Source organism: Caballeronia sp. GAWG2-1 (genome assembly GCF_023631405.1).
GTDB lineage: Bacteria > Pseudomonadota > Gammaproteobacteria > Burkholderiales > Burkholderiaceae > Caballeronia.
This window is the reverse complement of sequence record NZ_JALQDD010000015.1, coordinates 101,692-127,793: the sequence shown is the minus strand read 5'-3', so window position 1 is coordinate 127,793 and position 26,102 is coordinate 101,692. Positions and strand designations below refer to the sequence as shown.

18 protein-coding genes are annotated in these 26,102 nt (G+C 61.5%); 13 read left to right on the top strand and 5 right to left on the bottom strand.

Going from position 1 to position 26,102, the window contains the following annotated elements:
- Nucleotides 1–119: 119 nt before the first annotated feature.
- Complete coding sequence (locus NCR98_RS10555; RefSeq protein ID WP_250526161.1) at nt 120–2,315, bottom strand: hypothetical protein; 2,196 nt, start codon at nt 2,313–2,315, stop codon at nt 120–122.
- 1,242 nt (nt 2,316–3,557) lie between these two features.
- Here NCR98_RS10555 and NCR98_RS10550 point away from each other — a divergent pair.
- From NCR98_RS10550 to NCR98_RS10510, 9 genes are all read left to right on the top strand, one after another.
- Nucleotides 3,558–4,571 (top strand): GlxA family transcriptional regulator, encoded by a 1,014-nt coding sequence (locus NCR98_RS10550; protein ID WP_244826049.1) that lies wholly within the window; start codon nt 3,558–3,560, stop codon nt 4,569–4,571.
- A 164-nt stretch (nt 4,572–4,735) separates the two neighbouring features.
- Nucleotides 4,736–6,265 (top strand): mannose-1-phosphate guanylyltransferase/mannose-6-phosphate isomerase, encoded by a 1,530-nt coding sequence (locus tag NCR98_RS10545; RefSeq protein WP_250526160.1) that lies wholly within the window; start codon nt 4,736–4,738, stop codon nt 6,263–6,265.
- A gap of 129 nt (nt 6,266–6,394) precedes the next feature.
- On the top strand, nt 6,395–7,774 hold the full coding sequence (locus NCR98_RS10540) for an undecaprenyl-phosphate glucose phosphotransferase (RefSeq protein WP_250526159.1): 1,380 nt from the start codon (nt 6,395–6,397) through the stop codon (nt 7,772–7,774).
- A gap of 50 nt (nt 7,775–7,824) precedes the next feature.
- Nucleotides 7,825–8,985, top strand: a complete 1,161-nt coding sequence (locus NCR98_RS10535) for a polysaccharide biosynthesis/export family protein (protein WP_244826045.1) — start codon at nt 7,825–7,827, stop codon at nt 8,983–8,985.
- A 69-nt stretch (nt 8,986–9,054) separates the two neighbouring features.
- Nucleotides 9,055–11,292, top strand: coding sequence for a polysaccharide biosynthesis tyrosine autokinase (locus tag NCR98_RS10530; RefSeq protein ID WP_250526158.1), 2,238 nt, complete (start codon nt 9,055–9,057; stop codon nt 11,290–11,292).
- Between the two features lie 88 nt (nt 11,293–11,380).
- Nucleotides 11,381–12,499, top strand: a complete 1,119-nt coding sequence (gene gmd / locus NCR98_RS10525; RefSeq protein ID WP_244826041.1) for a GDP-mannose 4,6-dehydratase — start codon at nt 11,381–11,383, stop codon at nt 12,497–12,499.
- A gap of 5 nt (nt 12,500–12,504) precedes the next feature.
- Nucleotides 12,505–13,458, top strand: a complete 954-nt coding sequence (locus NCR98_RS10520) for a GDP-L-fucose synthase family protein (protein WP_244826040.1) — start codon at nt 12,505–12,507, stop codon at nt 13,456–13,458.
- Between the two features lie 44 nt (nt 13,459–13,502).
- Nucleotides 13,503–14,645, top strand: a complete 1,143-nt coding sequence (locus NCR98_RS10515) for a glycosyltransferase family 4 protein (protein WP_250465405.1) — start codon at nt 13,503–13,505, stop codon at nt 14,643–14,645.
- Between the two features lie 156 nt (nt 14,646–14,801).
- On the top strand, nt 14,802–16,127 hold the full coding sequence (locus NCR98_RS10510) for a glycosyltransferase WbuB (protein WP_250465403.1): 1,326 nt from the start codon (nt 14,802–14,804) through the stop codon (nt 16,125–16,127).
- 72 nt (nt 16,128–16,199) lie between these two features.
- Here NCR98_RS10510 and NCR98_RS10505 read toward each other — a convergent pair whose 3' ends face one another.
- The gene (locus NCR98_RS10505; RefSeq protein WP_250526157.1) at nt 16,200–16,664 is read right to left on the bottom strand and encodes a hypothetical protein; all 465 of its coding nucleotides are present in this window, start codon (nt 16,662–16,664) and stop codon (nt 16,200–16,202) included.
- Between the two features lie 518 nt (nt 16,665–17,182).
- Here NCR98_RS10505 and NCR98_RS10500 point away from each other — a divergent pair.
- The 3 genes from NCR98_RS10500 (at nt 17,183) to NCR98_RS10490 (ending at nt 20,524) form a co-directional block, all read left to right on the top strand.
- Nucleotides 17,183–17,818 (top strand): DapH/DapD/GlmU-related protein, encoded by a 636-nt coding sequence (locus tag NCR98_RS10500; protein ID WP_244826036.1) that lies wholly within the window; start codon nt 17,183–17,185, stop codon nt 17,816–17,818.
- 384 nt (nt 17,819–18,202) lie between these two features.
- On the top strand, nt 18,203–19,936 hold the full coding sequence (locus NCR98_RS10495; RefSeq protein ID WP_244826035.1) for an FAD-dependent oxidoreductase: 1,734 nt from the start codon (nt 18,203–18,205) through the stop codon (nt 19,934–19,936).
- A gap of 129 nt (nt 19,937–20,065) precedes the next feature.
- Nucleotides 20,066–20,524 carry a hypothetical protein gene (locus tag NCR98_RS10490; RefSeq protein ID WP_244826034.1) on the top strand — a complete coding sequence of 153 codons (459 nt, stop codon included), beginning with the start codon at nt 20,066–20,068 and terminating at the stop codon, nt 20,522–20,524.
- A gap of 7 nt (nt 20,525–20,531) precedes the next feature.
- Here the strand turns inward: NCR98_RS10490 and NCR98_RS10485 are convergent, their stop codons facing one another.
- Both NCR98_RS10485 and NCR98_RS10480 read right to left on the bottom strand, forming a co-directional pair.
- Complete coding sequence (locus NCR98_RS10485) at nt 20,532–21,734, bottom strand: glycosyltransferase (RefSeq protein WP_250526156.1); 1,203 nt, start codon at nt 21,732–21,734, stop codon at nt 20,532–20,534.
- Between the two features lie 20 nt (nt 21,735–21,754).
- A complete protein-coding gene (locus NCR98_RS10480; RefSeq protein ID WP_244826031.1) occupies nt 21,755–23,233 on the bottom strand; it encodes an O-antigen ligase family protein in 1,479 nt (492 codons plus the stop codon).
- Between the two features lie 463 nt (nt 23,234–23,696).
- On the opposite strand from NCR98_RS10480, the gene NCR98_RS10475 reads away from it, so the two are divergent.
- Entirely contained in the window at nt 23,697–24,836 is a 1,140-nt protein-coding gene (locus NCR98_RS10475) for an acyltransferase family protein (protein WP_250509395.1), read from the top strand.
- Nucleotides 24,837–24,917: 81 nt separating this feature from the next.
- Here NCR98_RS10475 and NCR98_RS10470 read toward each other — a convergent pair whose 3' ends face one another.
- Nucleotides 24,918–26,099, bottom strand: a complete 1,182-nt coding sequence (locus NCR98_RS10470) for a glycosyltransferase (protein ID WP_250526155.1) — start codon at nt 26,097–26,099, stop codon at nt 24,918–24,920.
- Nucleotides 26,100–26,102: the final 3 nt, after the last annotated feature.

The window sequence follows — 26,102 nt, the reverse complement described above, 5'->3', positions numbered from 1 at the left end:
ATATGCACGGCGCGCGTTCAGTGTAGCGCGCGAATTCTCGCGACAGGCATGCACGACACTGGCGAAAAGCGCCGAAAGATCGTCCACGTGTGCCACGCGTTTTTCCGCTCGCCAAGGGCTCATCGACCCGTGTATCCGGCGGGCTTCGTGACGTTGGCGCGCATGGCATCGGCGTTATCGGAGACGACGTATATGGGCGCCTCGGTCAGCACGAGCGGCAGGCGTCCGTCGCTGTACTTCATGGCCGATGCATTGCCCATCATGTCGAATACCGTCACAGTGCCGGACTTCGCGGGCGCATCGACGATGAGGCTGTAGTTCGCTCCATGCGACGCATCGAAGCCCTTCGGTCCCGGCCATACCGCATTGCTATGGGTCCAGAGCGCGGTGACCACCTTGCCGCCGTTCAGCCGCTGGAACGCGTAGGCATAGACGCCTTTGGGCGTGCCGTTCACATAGCCGAGCGTGGTCGTGCCGTCGATCAGACGCGTCATGGCGGCCACGGCCATCGCGGCGGGCTTCGGGCTTATCTGCGTCTGCCCGTAGCCGCCTTGCGCATTCACGAGATCGAAGAACACGCCATAGCCCACCTCGGGCGGATCGGCGGAATAGAACACGAAGCTCACGTCCGCGCCTTCGCCAAGCAATATCAGATGCGCGCGCGCCGTCACCGCGCCTTGTGCATAGAGCACGTTCCAGTTCGGCGTCGCCGGGCCGTACTTCGTGTTCAGGTCGTAGCTGATACCTGTCTCGGTGACGAAGAGCTTTGCGCCCGGCTTCACGACTTCGGTCATCGTGCGGCGCAGCTCGCGCATCGCGGCGGGCATCGCTTTCGATGCGGTGGAGGCGTCGGCATCGAAACGTTCCGGCGGGTGCGACGGCGACGTGCCCACGTCGTAATAACCATGCGCGCTCACGCCATCCAGATACTTGCCGATGCCAAGCGGCGCCAGACGCTTGAGCCACGTCGTGTTTGAAGCCAGATTCGACAGCGTCAGGCCCATTACGACGGCGTTGGGGTCGCCCGCGTGAATGGCCTCGGCGGTGGCCTTGTACATCGCGACGAGATTGGCGTCCGTGTCGCGCCAGGGCAGACCGCCTTCGTAGTCCGGTTCCCAAGTGACCTGGTAGTAGTTGTGCGCTTGCTGCGGGAACCAGCGCTTTCTCACCGCATTCGATTCCACGCCGACACGTTTCATGTAGGCGCTGTATGCATCGAGCGAGGAAGGCGCGTAGCTGTGCGTGCGCTCGTGCGTGGGGCTCGCCCATGCGGGAATGCCATCGAGCTGGATGAGGCGCAGCAGATCGCCCGGCTTGAAGTAGGGCGCGAGGTTGTCCGCTGCCGCGTTGAAGGTGTTCGGGCCTTTTTCCTCGGTCATGTACCAGTTGCGGTTGTCGTTGACCCAGGTGAGACCTAGCTCGGGATAGAGCGGACGATAACCGTCGCCGGAACAGCAGCTTTGACCCGGCTTGAGATACGCCGCGCCTTGTCCGCCGAAGCGATGCTGATCCGGATGCTCGAACGCCACGGGCGGCAGCGCCGGAGCCACCACCGGCAGCACACCGAACGTGGCGATGCCGGTGGGCCGTGTGCCGCGCGTTGGCAACGCGCTCTTACCCGACTTGAGCGATGCGCTCACCGCGAAGTAACCCGCCGCCTCCGACGTGCAGACGATCGTATAAGTCGCGGGGCGCGCATCGACGGCAAACTGGCCGCTCGCCTTGACCGTGTTCCATGCGTCGCGGATCTGCCATGTGACGGTATCGGCGCCCTTGGCGCGCGTGGTGATGGCCACGCGCACCGGCCTCTCCAGCGCGAACATGCGCGTGCCGTCGCTGCCAGGCGTGTCCGCTTCGAGCATGTCGCCGCTCACTGACGCCGATACGGGCGGTGTCGGCGCGCTGCAGCGAAGCGGCGGGGTATCGGCGGGAGCGGTTTGTTGTTCGGCCGCGGCGGACTGCGCGCGGGGCGCTGCCGTCTTGGTCGTGCTCGCATACCAGCAATGTTTTTCGACGCCGGGAGCGGGGTCGTCGAAGGCGCTGTTGTCGCAGCGTGCGCTGCCCGTGAAGGTCTTGATCGCGTGCTGCGCGGGCGTGCCGTACAACACGCGCGTGGCGCCTTCGAATGTGCAGACGCCGTATTCGGCGGCGCAGGGAATCCACGCGGCGCCGTCGATGATCACCGCGCTGGCGGCAGGCGCCGCTTCCTCGGACGCGGCGTCGTCGCAGCCGGTCATCGACGCAAGGAAGGCGAGCGCAAACGCGAGGCAGCCAACGCGAAGGGCGGTGAAGCGGGGTGCGAGTAATCCGTTCATCGTTCGCGTGACCTTGGCCGTATGGGAGATATGAGGAGCAAGCCGTGACGCCAAGCGCCGCCGATGCTACGAAACTGAAACGTTTCTCGCGCGCGCGTGGTGCCGCTCAGAAGCGATGATGCCGTCCACTTCTTACTCCACTGCGTGCGCGCGCGCACGTGCAAGCCCGCTTCGTCCGATGAATACAGGCCACCGGCGTGCGATAGCAGCTTCATCGTGTCGAAAAGACCGATCTTCGAGAACGACCGCGCGCTTATCAGGAGTGAAACACCCAAGGCGTTCCAAATCGTAACGAAGGTCCCGGCGGGCGCGGAAAAGTTGACCACCGGCGCGGGACCCGGTGCGAAGAATTCGCTGATCAGTCAAATACGCGATTACGCCCATTAATTGTGAATCAGGCATTGCAGATTACAGATTCTTTCAATCGGTCATTCAAAAAAGAGGCTCAGAACAGAAACCGCCGCAAATGACTAATCATTGGCGGATAAGCACGCTGCGCACGTCTAACGTGCACGGTGGTTTGCGGCGAAACGCGGCCTTGCAATGCAGCAGGATAGGTCTTAGGAAATCTTTCAAAAGTTAATTAAATTCGGCTTTTGATTCCCACGTCCAAAGCGCTTTTGATAATCCGGATTGGCGCGCTCATATAATCCAGGAAATATTATTAGCGTTCCAAAACTTATCTAATTCGAGACAGCTAATTAATCAATTGGAGAATAGGCGCCGGATCGAGGATTAACCAAAAATTTCCGATTCCGATGAAACGTCTGAACAGTCGCCAAGCATGCGATGTTGCACGGATGAATCAGTTTCGACGCTTCCCCGACGAGGGCGCAATCGTCTGTGAGCCGCACAGGGCCGTGCGCTAGGGCTTGGCGGGAGTTTCTAAAGCGGTTTCTGCGATACGCGAATTCTTTTCAAGCCGGCGCTTTGCATAAAGTTTGTATGATGAATCGCGGTATTTGTTTCGTCAGTCTTTGGACGATTGCGCTAAAAGAATTTGGGGATAGATATCAATGTGCGGTCACCCTCACAACCGAACAGATTTTGTGGTTTAAGAGCGAAAATCCGCACCACAAAAAACTTTGTCTGCTTATTATTCACACCAACGGATCGATTCCGCCAACCTCTCGTTCCCATCGGTCACGACAACCCGGCGCAGTTCGGGAAAGTCCTTGATGCAATGCAATGGCCGAGAACGCAAGCCGTACTCCTGGAACAAAAAAGCAGCAGAGGATGACCATGCCTTACGCCACTCTCGAACCCGCAGTGATGGGTTGGATGCCGCCCGCGACGAGACCGTCTCAGACCGAGGTGAAACGCATCGCGATTTTGCTGTTCGACGGATTTTCGCTCCTCGGCGCGGGAATCGTCGCGGAAGTTTTTCACATGGCGAACGAACTGTCGTCGGTGAAAGCGAAGGCCGACTGCAAGTACGACGTGCGCTTTCTCTCGGTGGAGGGCGGCAACGTCGCGTGCTCGTCGTCGGTGCGCGTCTGGACCGACGGTCTCGATGCTCGTCACTACGGCGGTTTCGATGCGCTCTTCGTGGCCGGCGGTCGCGGCGCGGATGAAGCGGCCCGCGACGACCGCATCATCGAATGGGTGCGCCGCGTGAATTCGAAGACCACTGTCGTCAAGGCGATCTCCGAAGGCCGCAAGGTGCTGGAAGCCGCGGGTATCGGCAGCGTGCATCCGGGCCTCAACGACCCGCAGGCGCGCTACGGCAACAGCATGATCCACCTCGTGCGCGACGAACCGTCCGCCGATGGCGGCGATCGCTACGAATCGATGAAGGGCGCGCTCCTGCTCGTCAAGCGCGACCTTGGGCTGGACATCTCGCGCAACGTGGCCGAACGCCTGATGCCGGGGTCCGCCGCCAAGCTCGTGTCCATCCTGGGCGACAGCGGCGCGGCATCCGCGGGCGACAAGATTCGCGCGGCGGCGCGCTGGCTCCAGGACAACTGCGAGCGGCCGATCTCCGTCGTCGATGCGGCTCAGGTCGCCGCGATGAGCGAGCGCAACTTTCTGCGCCGCTTCAAGATCGAGATGGGCATCACGCCGTCCGATTATCTGTTGCAGGCACGCCTCGCCGTGACCTGCGCGCTGCTCACCGACTCGGAACTGCCGGTGGACAAGATCGCGCGCAGAAGCGGCATGGGCAACGGCGACCGGCTCGCCAAGATTTTTCGCAAGCGCCTTCTGATCTCTCCGACCGAATATCGGATGCAGAGCCGGCGCGAAGCTAACGGTTGATCCACTCGGACTGGACGCCGGTTCGACAGACCCCGCCTTCTGTGGGGTAGCGGACAAGGATGGCGTTTAGCGTCGAACATTTGGCCGGACCAGATTGGTCCGGGACTCAATCATTCTCGGGCGGCAGATGCTGCGCGTTCGAACTTGCAGGCAGGAGTCCTGATATGAGCAATGATGCACGCACGGAAAGCGAAGTGACGGTGAACGCAGCGAACGCAGAAGCGTCTTCGGCCACGACGGCCGAGGCATGCCGGCGCCTGGTGCCCGTCATTCTCGCCGGCGGCTCGGGCACGCGCCTGTGGCCGATGTCCCGCGAGCAATTCCCGAAGCAACTGATCGGCATCGTTGGCCGCGATTCGCTTTTGCAAGCCACGGTCGGACGCCTCAAGGGCTTCTCCGGCAACTTCAAGGTCGAAGCCGATCCGATCATCGTGTGCGGTGAAGAGCATCGCTTCACGACGGAAGAGCAGACCCGCGAAAGCGGCGTGAACGCACGCATCATCGTCGAACCGGCACGCCGCGACACGGCGCCCGCGCTCACGCTCGCCGCGCTGCAAGCCGTGAAGGGCGGTCACGACGCGATCATGGTGGCGATGCCCGCCGATCACTCCATCGCCGACTTGCCGGCGCTGCATCGCGCAATCGCGATTGCCGCCGAACACGCTGAGCGCGGCGTGATCGCCACGCTCGGTATTCCGCCGACGCGCCCGGATACGGGCTTCGGTTATATCCGTATCGGTCAGGCGCTCGAAGACGGCGCGCATCAGATCGACCGCTTCGTCGAAAAGCCCGCCGCCGAACTCGCCGCGCAATACGTCGCCGCGGGCACGTACTGGTGGAACAGCGGCATCTTCGTCGTGCGCGCCAGTGTCTGGCTCGCCGCGCTCGAGAAGCTCAACATCGACATGCACTCGGCCTGCTGCGCCGCGATTTCGGAAGGCAAGGACGACGGCAAGTTCATCCGTCCGCAGGCCGCGCAATTCGGCCGCGCGCCGTCCGATTCGATCGACTACGCAGTCATGGAACACATCGGGACGCCGAGCGCGCCGTGCGAAGGCGTGGTGGTGCCGCTCGTCGCGGGCTGGTCGGACCTCGGTTCGTGGGACGCCGTGTGGGACGCGATGGACAAGGACGACTCGGGCAACGTGGCAAGCGGCCGCGTGGTGTTCGAAGGCGCGACCTCGAGCTATGCGCGCTCCGAGGGCGGCCGTCTCGTGGCCTGCGTCGGCACGACCAACATCATCGTCGTGGAAACGGATGACGCCGTGCTCGTGGCCGACCGTTCCCGCGTGCAGGACATCAAGGGTCTCGTCGCGCGTATCCGCGAGCAGCATGCGCCGGAAGCCGACACTCACCGCAAGGTGCGCCGTCCGTGGGGCTTCTACGACTCCATCGAACATGGTGAGCGGTTCCAGGTGAAGCGCATCGTCGTGACGCCGGGCGCGCAGCTCTCGTTGCAGATGCATCACCATCGCGCGGAGCACTGGATCGTCGTGAGCGGCACGGCGCTCGTCACGCGTGGCGAAGAGCAGTTCCTGCTCTCGGAAAACGAATCGACCTTCATTCCGCTCGGCGTGCGTCACCGTCTGGAAAACCCGGGCAAGGTACCGCTCGAAATGATCGAAGTGCAGTCCGGCAGTTATCTCGGCGAAGACGACATCGTGCGCTTCGACGATACGTATGGCCGCAGCTGATCGACGGCGCATACGAACAAGGCAGTCTTCTTTGCAGCGGTAACCAACGACATAAAGACCGTTACGCGAAGGGAGGACATAAGAGGCAGGTGGTGTCAGGCAACAAGCGATTGCGTTCGGGGGAATGACATGCGCGATTTACAAGGATTGCTGGCGCGTCTTTTTGACGTGGCCATGATCGTCGGCGGCGCCGCTGTGGCGTCGCAGATCCGGTTCGAGTACATAGAGGCACACGCCTATTCGGTGGCGTTCGTCGCCTTTGCGGCGGCTTTCTCGCTCGCGCTGTTTCCCGGCTTTGGCGTCTACGAATCGTGGCGCGGCCGTAGCAAGCTCATGCTCGCGTGCCAGGTTTCACTGGGCTGGCTCATCGTGCAGGGCTGCGCACTTGCGCTGATGTTCTCGCTGCATCGCCTCGACTACGTCTCGCGCCTCTGGTTCGCCTACTGGACCGCGATGTCCGGCGCGCTTCTGATCGCCGGCCGTCTGCTCACCCATGCGGTCCTCGCCAATGTACGCAACGCCGGTCTCAACCTGCACCAGGTGGCGATCGTCGGTTGCGGCAAGCATTGCGATTCCATCGTCAGAAAGATCGACCGCACGACCGACGCCGGCTTTCGCGCCAGCGCCGCGTTCAACGCAACGCCCGGTCAGGGCCGTCTCAACACGCGCGTTCCGGTGTACGAAGACTTCGACGCGTTCGTCGACTACGTGCGTACCCAGAACGTGCATGAAGTCTGGCTCGCCTTGCCGCTCTCGGAAGAACGCACCATCCTTCGTTTCGTGAACGAGTTCCGCAACGACCTCGTCAACGTGCGTTTCATTCCCGACGTGCGCAGCCTCGCGCTCTTCGAAAGCGGTGTGACGGATCTGCTCGGCGAACCCGCCATCAATCTCGTCGCGTCGCCGTTGTCGCCCAGCGCGCTTCTGCAGAAAGAACTCTTCGACCGCGCCTTCGCGCTTGCCGCGATCATCGCCGTCGCTCCCTTGCTGATTGCCTGCGCCATCGCCGTGAAGCTGTCTTCGCGCGGTCCGGTGCTCTTCACGCAACGCCGTAAAGGCGCGGATGGCCGCGTCTTCAACATCTACAAGTTCCGTTCGATGCGCATGCACACGGAACAGGCCGGAGTGCTTCGTCAGGCCACGCGCAATGATCCGCGCGTGACTCGTGTCGGAGCGTTCCTGCGCCGTACCAGCCTCGATGAGCTGCCGCAGTTCTTCAACGTTCTGCGCGGCGACATGTCGGTCGTGGGCCCGCGTCCGCACGCACTCGAACATGACGACCTTTATCAAAAGGTCGTGTCGGGGTACATCCATCGTTACCGGATCAAGCCGGGCATCACCGGCTGGGCTCAGGTCAACGGCTTTCGCGGGGAAACCGACCGCATCGAAAAAATGGAAGGACGCGTCGCTCATGACTTGTACTACCTCGGTAATTGGTCGTTCGGACTCGATATGAGAATCATCGCCGCTACGATCTTCAAGGGACTACGCCACACCAACGCTTACTGATGCAGGGGACGACCTACATGCACAACCAACAACAACCAGGCAGCATCTCCATGGCCGCCAATATCCAAATGTCGAAGTCGTCGGGCTTCCGGCTCAGCAGCCTTGCGGCGGCAGCCACGCTTTGCGTCGTGATGGCAGGCTGCGGTCTCGCACCGGGTATGAAGATGGAGAAGCCCGCGGCTCTCGTCGAGACTTCGACGGACCAGGGCGACCCGGCAACCACGGTCAACATTCCGATCACGCCGATCGATCTCTCGCTCGTGCGCAAGTTGAAGGCCGCGCAACCGTCGGCCACCGACGATCCGAATGCGAGCCTCTACGGCAAGGCGACGCCGTACAAGCTCGGCGTGGGCGACGTGCTGCAGATCACGGTATGGGATCACCCGGAACTCGTGGCCGCGCTCGGCCAGCCGGCCCAGCAGACGCGTATCGCGGATGCCGCTCCCGGCTTTATCGTCGATGCCGACGGCAACTTGCAGTTCCCGTACGTGAACCGCACGCTGCACGTCGCGGGCAAGACGGAATCGCAAGTGCAGCGCGAGCTGTACTCGGAGTTGTCGAAGGTTTTCGTGAAGCCGCAGGTGACGGTGCGCGTGGCTTCGTTCCGCGCTTCGCAGGTGTATATCGACGGCGACGTGCGTACGCCCGGCTCGCAACAGATCAACGACATTCCGATGACGTTGACCGAGGCGATCGGACGCGCGGGCGGTTTCGCGACGACGGCGGACCAGAGCCGCGTCACGCTGATCCGCGATGGCGTCACGTATCACATCAACATGGCCAGCATGACCTCGAAGGGCCGCAGCCCGTCCGACATCATGCTCAAGCCGGGCGATGCGCTGCGTATCGATTCGCGCGACGAGAACGGCGTCTACGTGATGGGCGAAGTGACCAAGCCCGCCACCGTGATCCCGATGCGCAACGGCAAGCTGACCTTGTCCGACGCGATCTCGCAAGCCGGCAGCTTCAACGCCGAGACTTCGGATCCGAAGGAGCTGTACGTGATTCGCAATGGCCAGACCGATACGCCTGAAGTCTACAAGCTGGACGCGCGTTCGCCTGTGTCCATGCTGCTTGCGAACAGTTTCGAATTGCAACCGAAGGATGTCGTCTACGTGGATAACAACGGACTCGTCCGTTTCAGCCGCGTGCTTAACCTGTTGCTGCCGGCGATCAATGCAGGCCTGACCGCGGCCGTGATTACAAAGTAAGCGTCAAGACCGGTGCGCAGGGGCGCGCCGGTCCACCTTGTGCGACTTAAAGAAAGAGCGAGCGAGACCATGGCCATGAACTTTGATACACGATACTCGGACGTCTCGACCGGCGACGAGTTGCGATTATCCGACTACCTGGCCGCTGTACTGGGCAACTGGAAGCTCGTGATGACCGTGATGCTCGCGGTGGTCGCACTGGGTGCCGCGTACGCTTTCATCGCGCCGCCGACCTACAAGGCCGACGCGCTGATCCAGGTGGAAGAGTCGAATAACGCGGGCAATGCTCAAGCGAACCCCAACGCATTGCAGGCCGTCTCGCAGATGTTCGACGCGAAGTCGACCACGGCCGCGCAGATCGAACTGCTGCGCTCGCGCCTTGTCGTCGACGACACGGTGCGCCGTCTGCACCTCGACATCAGCGCGCTTCCGCACACCATGCCCTTCGTAGGCGGTGTGGTTGGCAGCGTGTTCAACATGTTCAACATGTTCAACATGCCCATTCCCTCGGGCTACCTCTCACGCTTTGCGTGGGGCAATGAACAGATCGACGTGCCGCTCTTCGACACGCCGAAGGAACTCTACGAAAAGAAGTTCACGCTGGTCGCCGGAGAAAACGGCACCTACGTGCTGAACGACCCGGACGGCGTTTCCATTCTCACCGGCAAGGTCGGCCAGGAAGCCGCGGGCGTGACCGCGTTCGGTCCGGTCAAGCTCAAGGTGGACAAGCTCGAAAGCCCGGCAGGCGTGCAGTTCGAACTGCAACGCTTCTCGACGCTCACGACCATCGACAATCTGCAGAAGCGTCTGACGGTGGCGGAAACGGCGCTGCAATCGGGCATCATCGGTTTGAGCCTCGAAGGCGGCAACCCGAAGGAAATCGCGCAGATCGTCAACAACATCGCTAATCGCTACGTCGCGCAGGACGCCAACAAGCGTTCCGCCGAAGCCGAGAACACGCTGTCGTTCCTCGATCAGCAGTTGCCCATTCTGAAGAAGCAACTGGACGAAGCCGAGCAGAAGTACAACACGTTCCGCAACAAGCAAGGCACGGTCGACCTTTCCGAGGAAAGCCGCCTGCTGCTGCAACAGATCGTCGATAACAAGACCAAGCTCACGGACCTGCAACAGCAACGCGCCGAACTGTCGCTGCGCTTTACGGCCAACCATCCGTCGGTGCAGGCGCTCGATGCGCAGATCGCTTCGCTCACCGGCGCGCAAACGCGTCTCGGCAAGAACGTCTCGACGCTGCCGGATACCGAGCAGACCGCGCTGCGTTATCTGCGTGACGTGCGTGTCAACACCGAGCTCTACACGAACCTCCTGAACAGTGCGCAGCAACTGCGCATTGCGAAGGCCGGGCAGATTGGCAACGTGCGCGTGGTCGACTATGCGCAAGCGCCGGATGATCCTGTCCGTCCGAAGCGCGTGATCGTGATCCTGATCGCAGCCGGTATCGGCCTCGTGCTCGGCATTCTGATCGCCTTCGTGCGCAAGTCCCTGTACGGCGGTGTCGAACGTCCGGAAGAGATCGAAAAGCAACTCGGCGTGCGTGTGTTCGCCATCGTGCCGCGCAGCACCCAGCAACTGCGTCTGCAACGCAAGGTGGGCATGCGCCGCGAAGGACTGCACGTGCTTGCCGCGCAAGCGCCGGAAGATGCCGCTGTCGAAGGCATTCGCGGCCTGCGCACGTCGCTCAACCTGCAACTGGCCGATGCGCGCAACAACGTGGTGATGCTCACCGGTTCGCGTCCTGAAGCGGGCAAGTCGTTCCTCTCGGTGAATCTGGCGACGCTGGTTGCATCGACGAGAAAGCGCGTGCTTCTGATCGACGGCGACATGCGCCGTGGCGACATTCACTCGCATTTCGGCGTGCGTCATTCGCCGGGTCTGTCGGATGTGCTGATGGGCGCGGACGTGACGAGCGCGATTCTGCACGATGTCCTGCCGGGCGTGGACCTGATCACCAAGGGCTCGCTGCCTTCGCATCCGTCGGAACTGCTGGCAAGCGATCGCCTGGGCGAAGTGCTCGAGCATTTGAAGCAACTGTATGACCTCGTGATCGTCGATACCCCGCCGGTGCTGGCGGTGACCGACGCAACGGTGATCGGCAAGCATGCGGGCACGAGTCTTCTCGTCGTGCGGCATGGCAAGAATCAGGTGCAGGAAATCGGGGAAACGATGAAGCGCCTGCATCACGGCGGCGTGAACATGAAGGGCGTACTGCTCACGGATGTACCGCAATCGAAGATGTTGATGGGCAGCACCTACGCTGGCTATTACGGCTACGAAAGCATCGCAGAATAAAAACCGGACGCCGCCTGTAAGAACAATGACCGGCGCGCACCATGTGCATGGGCGCGCCAACACTCAGACCGCATACGAGAGGTTAAGCATGGACCGCAAAGTCGCTTTGATCACGGGCATCACGGGGCAAGACGGGTCGTACCTGGCCGAATTGCTGCTCGAAAAAGGCTATGAGGTGCACGGCATCAAGCGCCGTAGTTCGCTCTTCAACACTGACCGCATCGATCACCTGTATCGTGATCCGCACGATCCGGACCAGCGTCTGTTTCTGCATCACGGCGACCTTACGGATTCGACGAGCCTCGTGCGTATCATCCAGCGCGTGATGCCCGACGAAATCTATAACCTCGCGGCACAAAGCCACGTCGCAGTGTCGTTCGAGGAACCGGAATACACGGCCAACGCCGACGGTCTCGGGGCGCTGCGTATTCTCGAAGCGATCCGCATTCTCGGCCTCGAAAAGAAGACGCGTTTCTATCAGGCATCGACCTCCGAACTCTATGGTCTCGTGCAGGAAATTCCCCAGCGCGAAACCACGCCGTTCTATCCGCGCAGCCCCTATGCGGTCGCGAAGCTCTACGCCTACTGGATTACGGTGAACTACCGCGAAGCGTATGGCATGTATGCATGCAACGGCATTCTGTTCAACCACGAATCGCCGGTGCGCGGCGAGACTTTCGTCACGCGCAAGATCACGCGCGCCATCGCGCGTATCGCGGTCGGCATGCAGGACGATCTGTACCTCGGCAACATGTCCGCGCTGCGCGACTGGGGCCATGCGCGCGACTACGTCGAGATGCAATGGATGATGCTGCAGCAAGAGCAGCCGGAAGACTTCGTGATTGCAACGGGCGTGCAATACAGCGTGCGTGAATTCGTGCAACAGGCAGCGGCCGAACTCGGCGTACACGTGCGCTTCGAAGGCGAGGGCGTGGATGAAGTGGGTATCGTCGATCGAGTGGAGGGCCGCGAGACGAAACTGAAGCCGGGTCAGGTGATCGTGCGTGTCGATCCGCGCTACTTCCGTCCGACCGAAGTGGAAACGCTGCTCGGCGATCCGTCGAAGGCGCATGCCAAGCTCGGCTGGCGTCCGCAGACCACCTTCCAGACGCTCGTAAAGGAGATGGTGCGCGCGGACTATCAGATTGCCCGACGCGACGCACTCGTCACGCTCGCCGGTTTCAAGGCCCTGGAACATCACGAGTAAAGCGCATGGACAAGCACGCACGCATTTTCGTAGCGGGACATCGCGGCATGGTGGGCTCGGCGCTGGTGCGCCGGCTCAACAAGGCCGGCTACCGCAACATCGTGACGCGCACGAAGGCGCATCTCGATCTCACCGACCAGGGCGCGGTGAACCTGTTCTTCGAGGAAGAGCATATCGACGTGGTGTTTCTCGCGGCGGCGCGCGTAGGGGGCATCCTCGCGAATTCGACGATGCCCGCCTCGTTCATCTACGAGAACCTAGCGATCCAGACCAACGTGATCCACGCGGCCTGCCGCTGGAACGTGAGCAAGCTCGTGTTCTTCGGTTCGTCGTGCATCTACCCGAAGGCCTGCCCGCAGCCGATCAAGGAAGAATATCTCCTGCAATCGGCGCTTGAGCCGACCAACGAAGCCTATGCGATTGCGAAGATCGCGGGCCTCAAGATGTGCGAGGCGTACAACCGTCAGTACGGCACGAAGTTCGTCTCGGTCATGCCGACGAATCTCTACGGCCCGAACGACAACTACGATCTGAAGAGCAGTCACGTGCTGCCCGCGCTGATTCGCAAGGCACACGAAGCGAAGCAACGAGGGGACGCGACATTGCCGGTCTGGGGATCGGGCACGCCGCGTCGCGAGTTCCTGCATGTCGACGATCTCGCCGATGCCGCGACCTTCCTCATGGAAAGCGACATCAGCGAAGGCGTATTCAACGTCGGGACAGGTGAAGACCTGACCATCCGCGAACTCGCGCATACGATTTGTCGAGTGGTCGGCTTCGACGGTCAACTCGAGTTCGATGCCAGCAAGCCGGACGGCACGCCGCGCAAGCTGCTCGATGTTTCAAAGCTCGAAGGCATGGGATGGAAGGCGTCGATCGCACTGGAAGAAGGCATCCGCGCGACGTACGGGGACTTCCTCTCGCGTGACGAATCGATGCAAACGCCGGTCGCCGCATAGCCAGCCGCGAACATATCGAATCCTTTCCAAAGGACGCAAAAGAAATGTCAGCATCAGTGACCATTTTTCATAACGTCGTGTGGTCGCGGCATAAAGGCGAAGTTTTGTCCGCGTTGCATAACATCTCGGGGTCCGGCTCTATTCGTTATTCGATGGTGCAGATCGCGGATACGGAGCACGATCGCATCGGCTTTTCCGATGTCGACTATTCGTTCCACCGCTACCCGATGAGAAAGCTATACAGCGGCTGCTATGAAGACGTGCCGACCTGGCGCATGACCATGCGTCTCACTTGGGAAGTGCTCAAGGCGAAGTCCGATCTCGTGGTTTTGCCGGGGTATCACCGTCCGGAATATTGGGCGATGATGGCCGCGTGCATCCTCACCGGAAAGCGCCGCGCCGTGTTCTGCGATTCGACTGCACGTGACAATCCGCGCCGCATGTTGACCTCCATCCCGAAGCGCGTGTTCTTCGCGCTGTGCGATGGTTACTTCGCTTTCGGTACGCGCAGCCGCGAGTATCTGATGTCGCTCGGTGCGAAGCAGGAGAACATTTTCATCCCTTGTCAGGCTGCCGCGCTGCCGCGTTCGTTTTCACCGAAGACGGTGGGTGATGACCGGCTTCTACATCGGCAAGGCAACAAGCCGGTGTTCCTCTATGTCGGACGTCTGTCCGCCGAGAAGGGCATCGATACGCTGGTCGAAGCGTTCAGTACGCTCAAGAAGAGCGTGCCGGATGCCCAGCTGCGTATCGTGGGTACGGGCCCGCTCGGGGACGCGTTGAAGCAGCAAGTGAAAGAGGCTGGTCTCGAGGAATCCGTGCAGTTTCTCGGCAGCCTGCAAGACGCGCCTCTGTCGCGCGAGTATTTCAGCGCGACGTGCATGGTGTTGCCGAGCCGGCGTGAACCGTGGGGTCTCGTCACGAACGAAGCATTGAGTCATGGTTGTCCGGTCATCGTCAGCGAAAGCTGCGGCTGCGTGCCGGAACTCGTGGTGGAAGGGGTATCGGGTTACTCCTTCCCTGCGGGCGATGTGGCGGCCTTGCATCGCACGATGCTCAAGTCGCTGGAAGCGTTCGCCGATACGGCGGGCACGGCGAGCCGTTGCACCGACGTGATTCAGCGCTTCGATCCGCCCACGGCGGCTGCCAATATCGCGCGAGGCTGCGCGCTCTTGCTGACCAACTAAGCGGGTGGCCAAAGCGGGACGGTAGATGGAGGAAGACGCACACAGGTAGTGAAGAGACGCTGCCAGACGCGCGGTCCTGCGCGCCTGGTGGCTGGCGCCTTGCCGGACGCGAAAGCCGTTCGGAGCGAAAGGCGCGTTAGTCGGGCGAGGGACCAAATGAGAATACTGATCTACGGGCTGAATTACGCGCCCGAGCTGACGGGAACCGGCAAGTACACGGCAGAGATGGCAGAAGCACTGGCCGCGGGCGGCCACGAAGTGCGCGTCGTCTGCGCGCCGCCCTACTACCCAGAGTGGAAGGTCGGCGAGGGGTATCGAAGCTGGCTTCATCGTATCGAGTCGCGCAAGGGCGTGCGTGTATGGCGCGCGCCGCTATGGGTGCCCAAGAAGCCGAGCGGCGCAAAGCGCATGTTGCATCTTGCGTCGTTCGCGCTGGCGTCCATGCCCGCGCTCGCGGCGCATGTGGCGTGGCGTCCGCATATCGTAATGAGCATTGCACCGAGCCTCGCCAACGCGCCTGGCGCACTTGCGTTGGCACGTCTGACCGGCGCGCGTTCATGGCTGCATATCCAGGATTTCGAGGTCGATGCCGCCTTCGATCTCGGCCTGCTCAAGAACGCGCGCGCCAGCCGCATGGCGCTCGGCTTCGAACGCTGGCTGATGAAGCACTTCGACGTGGTCTCGTCGATTTCCGACAAGATGGTCGATCGCGCGGTGAGGAAGGGCGTGGAGCTGACGCGCGTGTTCCATCTGCCCAACTGGGTCGATACCGGCGCGATCTTTCCGCTCGATCGTCCGAGCGAGTTTCGTCGTGAACTCGGGATCGGAGAACATACGGGCGTGGTGCTCTATTCGGGCAACATGGGCGCGAAGCAAGGCCTCGAAGTATTGGCCGATGCCGCCGCCGCACTCGCATCGCGCGATGACATCGTCTTCGTGTTTTGCGGTAACGGCGCGACCAAGGCGGAATTGCAGAAGCGTTGCGCGGGTCTCAAGAACACGCGCTTCATGTGCCTTCAGCCGGTTGAGCGTCTGAACGAACTGCTCAATCTCGCCGATGTCCACGTGCTTCCGCAACGCGGCGATGTCGCCGATCTCGTGATGCCTTCGAAGCTCACCGGCATGTTCGCCAGTTCACGCGCCGTGATTGCCATGGCGCATGGCGGCACGGAACTCTACGAAGCCGTCAATGGACGTGGCGTCGTGATCAAGCCGGAGAGCGCAAAGGACCTGACCGATGCGATAGAAATGCTGATCGGCGACCCGGAGTTGCGGGCTTCGCATGGCGAGCAAGGACGGCTCTTCGCACAAGAACGTCTGTCGCCGGCTTCCGTGTTTGCACGCCTCGAAGACCGCTTGATCTCGCTCATCGGCAAGCCGGTTCCGCATGCGGCGCCGGTGCGGATCAAGGAAGCGGCTGCGCGGCCGGCGGATACGGATATGTTTATCGAGCGTGCGCCTGTCGTCGAGAAGATCGAATAGCAGAGCATCGCGCCGGCTCTTTCACGTGAATTGCAAGGGTTCGTCTTTCATCGAAGACGAACCCTTGTGTTTTTAGTAGGGCGACTTGTAGATGTCTCTAGCGCGCGCGGGATTGGCCGGAGGCTTGAGTCCCGCCGGCGTGGGATAGAGCGTGGCCGCCGCGCCCTGCGGCATCAACATGGCCTTGGCGGTGGCTGCATCGTTTCTTCGACCCGTTGCCCGCAACTGCGCACCCGCACCGGGATTGCCCACATAGCCGTTCTGCTGGGCCAGCAACTTGTCGGTGGGCGAGATGCCCTCAGTGGTCTGCCCGTTCGTGATGGGTCCGCGCTTACCACCTTTGCCGTTGGTCGGCGCGCCATACGGGTCCGAATACGTCGATGGACTTCCGAGCAAGTCCATCTCACCCGCGCCGCCCGCGGCCTGACCGTTGCTCATGGCGGCATCGGCGAAATTGCCTGCATGCGCAAAGGGCGCCGCGGCGAACGCGGTCGCGGCGATGAGCGGTAAAAGCACTACACGTAGCGCGTTTTTCATCGAAATCTCCAAAACGGTAGTGCGAAGTTTCCGCAAGTCGGCAGGTGATTGTCTGGTCGCAAGACCTCATTCGGTGCGCTTCCTGCATCGATTCGGTGAACCCGGATACAACGCTTGCAACGAATAAATCGGACATGAAAACAGGATATGGCGCAGAACCGATCACTACCGCCAAAAGCCCTGCAGATGCGGCCATTCGTGTATTAGCGCACGCGGGCGCGTGCACCCTTCGCCGATAATCAACCTACCGTATGCGCCTGAGCCGCGCTGCATAGGCATGCTTTCCCTGGCAACGGGCGGGCGGCATGCAAGGCATCTCGAGCGATCATGCGTATCAGAAAAGGTAAGACGAGTACGCCTTGAAGCGTACCTAAGGACAAGGCCAAACACGAGTCGCCAGAAAACAAAAGCGCGCTCGATGACAGGCACCGTGCGACAAGCGCTGCACAGCAATGAATCGGCAGTATGCGGGCAGCTGGGCGAGTAGTGAAGCGGAGTGACTGGGGCGGGGGTTCCTAATGGACAGAGCGATCGAAGAGCGTGGCATCGGCGCGGCCAGAAATGGCAACGCTGGCGAGACTGCCACACGGCGCGCGGCAGCGTCGGGCAAGGTCATCGACCTGTCGCTCGCGGGTCCCGGCAACTTCGTTGCGAAGCGCGGCTTACTGACCGAGCTCGTGTGGTTCTTCATCGAAGCATGCTTCATCAATAACAAGCTCATTCCGGTCTCGTTTGTGCGCGTGGCGCTTCTGCGCGCATTCGGCGCGCGTATCGGCAGCAACTGCCGCATGCCGCATCCCATTCGCGTGAAGGCGCCGTGGAATCTCGAGGTCGGCGACAACTGCTGGTTCGGCGTCGATGCCTGGATCTACAACCAGACCACGATTCGCATCGGCTCCAACGTCTGCATCTCGCAGGGCGCGTTTCTCACTACCGGCTCGCACGACGTGGGCGGCAACATGGACTTGCAGGTCGCACCGATCGTGATCGAAGACGGCGTCTGGATCACTTCGAAATGCGTGGTGCAGATGGGCGTGACCATCGGGCGCTCGGCAGTCGTCACACCGCTTTCCGTCGTGCATCGTTCGCTCGATGCGGAAGGCGTGTATGGCGGCAACCCAGTGCGCTTCATCAAAAAACGCTTCCCTGCATGAGTTTTATCGCGGTCGCGCGCTTCGTGATCGACGCGGCCCGGTCGTTTTTGAAAGCACAAGACATCTGAGGCACGGAGACAAAGCGCGCGCGGCGTGATGCGGGCATTCGATGCCGCGTATCACGGCGGGCTTTCGTGAACCGACAGCGAAGGAGACTTGCAAGCTCATGCGGAGCCCTGCGGCAGCACACGCGAACAAGCGCGAATAGCGCGTATATGGCGTACAGGGCGCCGTCGGGATCGTTCGAATCCGGCAAGAAGATGCGTCGCCAAGACGAGCGACGCCTCGCAACCGGATGCGGCGTTTGGACAACGGGTCAGGGGCGCGGTGCATTGCCGGCAACATGGCACACCGCTTAAGCACGAGTAAGAAGGAGCACGGGGCATGTTCATTGACAGCCGAAGCGTAGAGCAAGGCGCGGTAATCGATACCACGGTCTGCATCGTCGGGGCGGGGGTGGCCGGCATCACGCTGGCGCTCGAACTCGAAAGGCAGGGCATCGACGCGTGCCTCCTGGAAAGCGGCGGGTACAAAGCGGACGACGAAACGCGCGATCTGTATCGCGGCGAGAACGTCGGCGTGCCGTACGAGTTCGCCGACGGTTGCCGCAGCCGTTTTCTCGGCGGCAGCAGCAATTGCTGGGGCGGCTGGTGCCGTCCGCTCGATCCGTGGGATTTCGAAAAGCGCGACTGGGTGAAAGACAGCGGCTGGCCTTTCAGCCTGGACGAGTTGCGCCCTTACTATGCGCGCACGCATCAACTGCTGCAGCTCGGCGAGAATAATTTCGATCCGGCCTACTGGGAAGCGGCGATTCATCGTTCGGATGTCAAGCGTCATCCATTCCCGACGGGCAAGGTGCGCGACACGATCTCGCAGTTCAGCCCGCCGGTGCGCTTCGGCAAGGTGTATCGCAAGCATCTGCTCGATGCGAAGAACGTGCGCGTGATGCTGTACGCGAACGCGATGAACATCGACACCGACACCGACGCACGCACCGTCACGAAGATCGATATCGGCACCATCAGCGGCCGGCGCTTTGCGATTCGCGCGAAGGTCTTCGTGCTCGCGACAGGCGGTATCGAAAACGCGCGTCTGTTGTTGTCGTCGAACAAGGTGCAAAAGGCGGGTCTCGGCAACGGCAACGATCTGGTGGGCCGTTACTTCATGGACCATCCGCGCATCATGTCGGCGAAGGTGAACTTCAAGAAGGAATGGGCGCGCAACAAGCTCTACGACATCAAGTATCACTATCAGAACAAAGCGGTCTCGGCGCACGGTACGTTCATCTCTTCGCAATTCGCGCTCACGCAGTCCGTGCTGGAACGCGAGAAGCTCCTGAACGCGCGCTCGTGGTTCTATTCGGTGTTCCGTGGTGAGAACACCGAGGGTTCCGAAGCGTTGATCCGCGCGAAACAGGCCATGCTCAAGAAGGATCAGCCGGGCTACAGCATGGCGGGCGACCTCATGACCATGATGGCGCATCCCGTCGATACCGCGTGCTTCGGTCTTGCGCGTCTGTTGCAACCGCGTTCGCTCATCACCGAAGTGAAGATTCAGACGATCGTGGAAGCGGAGCCGAATCGCGACAGCCGCGTGACGCTCTCGGCGCAGAAAGACGCGCTCGGAATGAATCGCGTGTCGGTGGACTGGCAAGTGACCGAGCTCGTGAAGCGCACCTTCGATCGCACGGTGACGCTTCTTGCCGAGGAACTGAAGCGCGGCGGCGTGGCCGACGTGGAGCTCGACGAGCCGCTCGAAGGCAAGCCGTGGCCCGCGCAGCTCGAAGGCACATGGCATCACATGGGCACGACGCGCATGCACGACTCGGAGAAGGAAGGCGTGGTCGATCGCAACCTGAAGATTCACGGCATGAGCAACCTGTATGTGGCGGGCAGCTCGGTGTTCCCGACGGTTGGCGCAAACTTCCCGACCATCACGATCGCCGCGATGACCCTGCGTCTCGGTAGCCATCTCGGCCGCATGCTGAAGAACGATGAAAGCACGCCGGCAGCGACGCTCGTCTCTTCGTCCGGCACGCCGCTCAAGGGTATCGTCACCGAGGAAATGCCGATGGCCGCATCGGCCATGCATATGCCGGGTGATCTGAGCAAGGCGTGAGGCAGGGCAGCAGCACCTGAAGCGCAAAACGCCGCCGGTCGTCGAGGACCGGCGGCGTTTCGTTTTGATGCGTGCGAGCGGGCATCGCTATAATCGCCGTCCACACCCGGCTTTTTAGGTATATCGCTCGTGAAACTGCTTATCGCCCTGACACTTGCCCAGCTCTTGCTCGTAGCCTGCTCGTTCTCCGAAACCGAGGCGCAGAAGGCTGGCCGCTTCACGCGCACCGAGCAATCGCTCGAAGAGGCGCAGCGCAACGCGACCGTCGAATGCAACGACGCCGCGCAATGCGACGCGGCCTGGAAGCTGACGAAGACGTATGTGGAAAAAAGTTCGAAGGAACGTCTGTTGCGCGCGGACGATGTCGCGATCGACACCGACATGCCTTCAGGCTCAGGCAAGCCGGTCTATTCGGCGACGCGCACGGCGAAGGGCAGTGGCGCAACCATCGTGCTATATGCACAATGCCGCGACATGTACGGCGAAGAGCGCACCGTCGGCTCGGACTACAACGGCTGCGCGGAAAAGATCATCGCCACGCAGAACGGCTTCGTCGATTACCTGAAGGCCAATCTGGTCGCGAAATAAGCACGCATCAACCGGCTTGCCGCTTCAAACGCAAGGCATCGGTCCTGCCGCCGCGCGGTCCCGCCGTTTCGCGCAGCACGCGGACGAGATCCTTCGACATGGCGTCGACATGAAAGCGTTGCATGAAGGTCTTGAACGCTTGCTCGCGCATGGCTTCGACCGCGGCGGTATCCATGCGCAGCCAGGTCGATAACGCATCGGCGGCGCCCTCAACGGTATCGGTCGTCACGATTCCCGCGCCGTCTTCCTTCACTTCGCGCCAGATGTTGACCTTGTCGGAGATCAGCACCGGCAAGCGCGAACCCAGCGCTTCCGCAACCGCAATGCCGAAGTTCTCCTGATGCGAAGGCAGCGCGAAGACATCGCTCGTGCGAAACGCGCCCCACTTCAGGTCACCACTTAGCATGCCGGTCCACGTCATGCGAGTCTCGATGCCGAGTTCCTTGGCGAGCGTACGCAGATTCGCGGCGAACTCGCCGTCGTCGGGACCGGCCATCACGAGATGCGCGTTCGTGTCGATATCGCGCACGTTGGCGAACGCCTTCAGCAGCAAGTCGCAGCCTTTTTTCTCGTGAATACGGCCGAGAAACAGAATGGTGCGCTTGCCCGCGAGTTGCGGAAACTTCGCCAGGAACGCTTCGCGCAACGCGGTGGAATCGGCGGGCGGCGGACGCGTGCCGAACGCGACCACTTCCTCATTCGCGCGATACAGTTTGAACGACTCGCGTGCAAGCAGTCGCTCTTCCTGCGTCGTGAACAGCACGCGGCGCGCATCGCGCAGGACGCGATATTCGGCCCACGGCCAATAGAGGCTTTTCTTCAGATGCTTGAGCGGATACGTGCGCTTGAACCACGGATCGAGCATGCCGTGCGGAAACACGTAATAGGGCACGCTGCTGTCGCGCAGAGCCTTCCACGTGCCGTAGCCGTGATACTGCCAGAGACCGTTGACGATCACGGCATCGAAGCGCGTTGCGTGTTCCTTGAGCCACGGCACGAGCTTCGGCGTGAGTCCGTAGAAGCCGCGCGCCGGCCCCAACGCATGAAGACGCAGGGGAAAACTCGCGAGCCACGGTGCATCGGGTGCGTCGAGTGAGACCACTTCGATCTCATGGCCCATCGTCTGCATGCTGATGCCGCTTTGCAGCACGCCTTCGATGGGACCGCCCGCGCGTGGATCTACAGTGGAAAGCAGATGCAGAATCTTCATGGCGTATGAACTGGCTCGTGTCAGGCGGACGGCGCGAAGGTGCTCGCGCCCGGCGGCGACTCGCGCCGGCCGTCGTCATGATGACCATGCGTGAGGCCCGGTGCGTGCGATGCGTGCGTCGGCAAGGCATCGGGCGTGGGCTCGAAAAACGGCTGCATGTCGGGATGCACGGGACCGAAGGGACTTCTGAACGATGGCCGCGGCGCCGCCGTCTCAGCCGCACGCGTGCGCAATGCATGAGCGATGCGCGCATAGGCGGCGACCAGCAGACCGAGCGCGACGCCGAACACGATGCCCGAGAAACGGTTGCCGAGTGGATTGCCACCCACCGACGTCGCGGGCAGCGAGGCGACCACGAGCAACGCGCGTCCGAGCACCGGCAGATACATCACATCCGGCGCGCGATGCTTCCATGCGCGATACGCCATGGAGCCGCGATAGAGCGCCCACAGCAACGCGATCGGCAACGCAATGCCGAACATGATGCCGCCCGCGAAGAACTGATAGACCCAGAAGTTGTGGCCGGCCGCCCATTCCTTGATCGCGTAGAAATCCTTCTTGGTCATTTGACCGGCGAGGTCCGGCAGATACGTCGGCGAATAGCGATAGTCGTGACCGTAACCGAGACCGACCGCGACGGAGAGTGGCGAGGCCATCGTCTGATCGTATTGATCCTTCATCTCGGCAAGGCGCGTGATGGTGGTCGGATCGCGGCCGGACTCCGTGTCTTTCGAGAACGACATGCGCTGCGCCCAGTGCTCGGCAACACTCGGGAAGAACGCGGCAGACGCGGCCACCATCGCGCCGAGAAGCGCCGCGATCATGACCGCGCGCAAGCCGGCCGTGAAGAGATGGCGGATGGACGGCGCGGCAAGCCAGGTCGCATAAATGAACAGCAGGATGGTGCCGACGAGCAGACTGCGCGTCACGCTGAGCAGTTCGATCACGACGGTGCCGAGAAACAGCAACGCGGTGAACTTGGTGACGCGCCGCGCGATGACGAACTCATGCAGCAACAGTCCTTGCAAGCAGAGGAACGTCACGGAGACGATGCGAAAGCGCACGCTGTCGAGGCCGCCGCCGGTTGCCATGCCGTAGGCGAAGCTGAAGACGAGCGAGGCGATCATCGACCAGTACATTGCGCGTTCGATCTGTTCGAGACGCTGAGAGTCCCACGGACGGCATGCGACGAAATAGCCGAGCAGCATTAGGAGGAACGGCAGAATCACACGCATGTAGTTGCCGGAGTCGTTGCCCTGCAACACCTGCGTGGCGATACTGCCGACCATGGTGAGCATGAAGAGCGACGTGATGACCGTGCGCAGCCGCGAGCGATAAGCAAAGCGCGGTCCGATCAGCATAAGCGCGATGGCGGCGCCGATGGAAGGCACGGTGAGAAGAATCTGGATGGCCTTGCTGGCTGTCTCGGCGGCCTTGAAGTCGAAAGCGAGCGGCAGCAGGAAGAGCCAGATCCAGACGACGGCGAACTTGTTGCGCATGGCGTTCTCTTTAGATCGCAAAGCTCTTCGAGCTTCATATCCTCGCGGCGTCTGCCGCTGCATACCCGGAAAGCCTGAGTCGCGTTTCGTTTCGTGATGCTGTTGATGGATGCGACGGTTCCGGGAGCCCCGTATTTGTGGGTCGAATATATCAGCGGGTTTTCGAGCATGCCGTCGCGGCGGCGTTTTGCGACTAGCGTTAGGCGCGAAACGACGGACGCCCATGTGCGCCGCACCACGCTCGCCGTGAGCGCTTAAAGACATTGTTGCCGAGCGCGCATACGAGATTCGCCGATGTCGGCTAACTGCGCGATTCTGGCGGATCGCAACGATAGTCTGGACCGATTATTGGACAGCCGCGATGCTCGTTCTTCGTGCACGAGCGTGCGTGCGCGCGCCGTCGACGGGACAGTCAAATGCGGCGTCAACTACAACAGAAAGACCTTCGCAGAAGGGGGAAGACATGAGCCTGTTCGGCGTGCCGCGCATTCAGGGAGCGAGTCGCTCGATCGAGCTCGACTTCATCCGGGGTCTCGCGATCATCGCGGTGATGGGATATCACTTCCATTCGTATCCCACGGGTAGCGCGTTTATCGCGGCGATCGAGTATCCGCTCAAGAGCTTCGGGCACGAAGGCGTGAATCTGTTCTTCACGCTGAGCGGCTATCTCGTCGGCGGATTGCTGCTCAGGCAATACGCGCAAGAGGAACGTATCGATGCGGGGCGCTTCATCGTGCGTCGGATCTTCAAGATCTGGCCTGCTTATTACGCGCTGATTCTGTTTCATGTGGTGGCGGGACGGCATCCGACCGATACCTTCCTCGTGCAGAATCTCACGCACATGCAGAACTTCTTTGGTTCGTCGATTGCACAGACCTGGAGTCTTGCCGTCGAAGAGCATTTCTATCTGTTCCTGCCGTTGCTTCTGATCGTGCTGGCGCGGTGGCGTGCGGATTTCAAGACGATTCTTGCCGTACTGGGATCGATCTGCGTGGTGGTGTTGGTTGCACGAAGTATCGCGGTTTATAACGGGCATCTCGAGGAGACCTTCTTCTATACGCAGTACCGCATCGACAGCTTGCTGTTCGGCGTGATGCTCGCGACCGTTCGTTGGCTCAAGCCGAATATCTATCGTTCGATTGCGGCGCAAAAGCACTTGCTGATCGCGATGGTCGTCGGCGTCGTGTTGTGGCTCGTCTTCGGAACGCGCAACGTGGCGCTCGATCAGAGCATCGGCTATACGATCCAGGCGATCGGATTCTGCGCGCTCATCGTGCTGACGCTCGAATATTCGAAGTCGACCAGGCAGAGCAAGATTTATCGCGTGATCGGATGGATCGGGGTGTATTCATACGGCATCTATCTTTGGCATTCGCTGGCGCTGGCTCCGGGCGACATGCTCATTCGCCGGGCCGCGGCGCTGCATGTGCCGGCCATTCCCGCTTGGTTCGCGATCATGGGCGCGCAGTTCGCTATTGCCATCGTCGTGGGATACGTGACCACGCGCGCTGTCGAGTTTCCGTTCCTCAAGATTCGGGACGCGCTCTTTCCGGCGAAGCGGAAGGCGGAGGTGCCGGTTTCGGCGGTTGAGCCGCAGGCTTGATCGGCTTACGGGAGCAGGAAAAAAGAAGCCGCCTTTCGTGAGGAAAGGCGGCTTCTTTCGTTGATGCACCGCAAAACGCCATCAAACCGCCTGCCGCAACGTCTCCTTGAATTGCAGAAGCGTGTTGCGCTCCAGCAGATGCCCCGAAGCGAACGGCGCCACGCGTCGTGCGAGCACATCGTCGAGCGCCTGATTGATCGCCGCGGGCGAAAGCTCGTCGACCACAGGCCCAAGCTCTCCCGTGCGGCAGAACCATCCGATCAAGCCATCCGCGGTGGCAATCACCGGCTTGCCGAAGCGGAACGCCTGCACGAGCACGCCGCTCATGCCGTAGTGCCCTTTGTATCCGAGCCAGACGGCATCGCAGGCCGAGAAGAGATCCAGCTCCATCTCGGCGGGAATGAAGCGGTCGAACACCACGGGCACGGGCGCCTGCAACTTTGCGATTGCCGTTGCGAGCCGAGCGCGCACGTCTTCGTCCTGAGCGCCGGCAATGACGAGCGTCGGCGACTGCGCACTCGGGCGTTGCGCGAGCGCTTCGATCAGTTCGAAAAGGCCCTTGCGTTCGTTGATCGCACCGTAGACGAGCACATGCAGCCCATCGGACAAGCCGAGGCGCTCGCGAGCCGCTGAGGGCTCGGCGGCGCGTGCGTCGGGAAACGGATCGGCGAGATATTCGATCGAGGTCGTGTCGCGCACGGCCGATACGTTGCGCTTCCACCAGTCCGGCAAGGTCGGGTCGATGGTCAGCAGCGTCTTCATGCCGCCCACGCGAATGGCGCGCGCAAAAAGTCTTCCCTTCACCGCATTCACGAGCGGCCGGCGCGGCGCACGCACACCCACGAGATGATGATGAAAATTCGAACGCATCGTGATGCCGACCCACGGCGTCTTTGCGAACGGCGAGCGCAGGAACGGCAAAGCGAGCAGGAAGTAATCGACGTAAGGCACCACGACGAGCGCGATGGAACGCCCACGGCTCGCGGTATCGAAGAAATGCTTGAAGTCCTGATGCGCGCGCACGTAGCTGACCGAGTGCAGGCCGCGCCCATGACGCACGGGCGGCGCGACCATCATGACTTCGAGCGCGTCGCCGCCTTGCTCCTGAATCTTCTTCACGAGCGGATGCGCCGCGTTGCCAGGCTCGGTCACGATGATGCAGCGATACCCCGCTTCCATGTAAGCGTTCGCGGCCCATTCGGCATAACGCCAGCGATGCCCGCTGAAATTGGGCTCGATGATGAGGACTTGATCTTTCGCCATTGA

What these genes read in the sequence shown, in the direction of transcription:
- NCR98_RS10485 (WP_250526156.1), bottom strand. Translation starts at nt 21,734, where the DNA reads ATGAAGATTCTGCATCTGCTTTCCACTGTAGATCCACGCGCGGGCGGT.
- gmd (WP_244826041.1), top strand. Translation starts at nt 11,381, where the DNA reads ATGGACCGCAAAGTCGCTTTGATCACGGGCATCACGGGGCAAGACGGG.
- NCR98_RS10530 (WP_250526158.1), top strand. Translation starts at nt 9,055, where the DNA reads ATGGCCATGAACTTTGATACACGATACTCGGACGTCTCGACCGGCGAC.
- NCR98_RS10545 (WP_250526160.1), top strand. Translation starts at nt 4,736, where the DNA reads ATGAGCAATGATGCACGCACGGAAAGCGAAGTGACGGTGAACGCAGCG.
- NCR98_RS10520 (WP_244826040.1), top strand. Translation starts at nt 12,505, where the DNA reads ATGGACAAGCACGCACGCATTTTCGTAGCGGGACATCGCGGCATGGTG.
- NCR98_RS10515 (WP_250465405.1), top strand. Translation starts at nt 13,503, where the DNA reads ATGTCAGCATCAGTGACCATTTTTCATAACGTCGTGTGGTCGCGGCAT.
- NCR98_RS10470 (WP_250526155.1), bottom strand. Translation starts at nt 26,099, where the DNA reads ATGGCGAAAGATCAAGTCCTCATCATCGAGCCCAATTTCAGCGGGCAT.
- NCR98_RS10555 (WP_250526161.1), bottom strand. Translation starts at nt 2,315, where the DNA reads ATGAACGGATTACTCGCACCCCGCTTCACCGCCCTTCGCGTTGGCTGC.
- NCR98_RS10495 (WP_244826035.1), top strand. Translation starts at nt 18,203, where the DNA reads ATGTTCATTGACAGCCGAAGCGTAGAGCAAGGCGCGGTAATCGATACC.
- NCR98_RS10535 (WP_244826045.1), top strand. Translation starts at nt 7,825, where the DNA reads ATGGCCGCCAATATCCAAATGTCGAAGTCGTCGGGCTTCCGGCTCAGC.
- NCR98_RS10480 (WP_244826031.1), bottom strand. Translation starts at nt 23,233, where the DNA reads ATGCGCAACAAGTTCGCCGTCGTCTGGATCTGGCTCTTCCTGCTGCCG.
- NCR98_RS10550 (WP_244826049.1), top strand. Translation starts at nt 3,558, where the DNA reads ATGCCTTACGCCACTCTCGAACCCGCAGTGATGGGTTGGATGCCGCCC.
- NCR98_RS10505 (WP_250526157.1), bottom strand. Translation starts at nt 16,664, where the DNA reads ATGAAAAACGCGCTACGTGTAGTGCTTTTACCGCTCATCGCCGCGACC.
- NCR98_RS10475 (WP_250509395.1), top strand. Translation starts at nt 23,697, where the DNA reads ATGAGCCTGTTCGGCGTGCCGCGCATTCAGGGAGCGAGTCGCTCGATC.
- NCR98_RS10540 (WP_250526159.1), top strand. Translation starts at nt 6,395, where the DNA reads ATGCGCGATTTACAAGGATTGCTGGCGCGTCTTTTTGACGTGGCCATG.
- NCR98_RS10500 (WP_244826036.1), top strand. Translation starts at nt 17,183, where the DNA reads ATGGACAGAGCGATCGAAGAGCGTGGCATCGGCGCGGCCAGAAATGGC.
- NCR98_RS10510 (WP_250465403.1), top strand. Translation starts at nt 14,802, where the DNA reads ATGAGAATACTGATCTACGGGCTGAATTACGCGCCCGAGCTGACGGGA.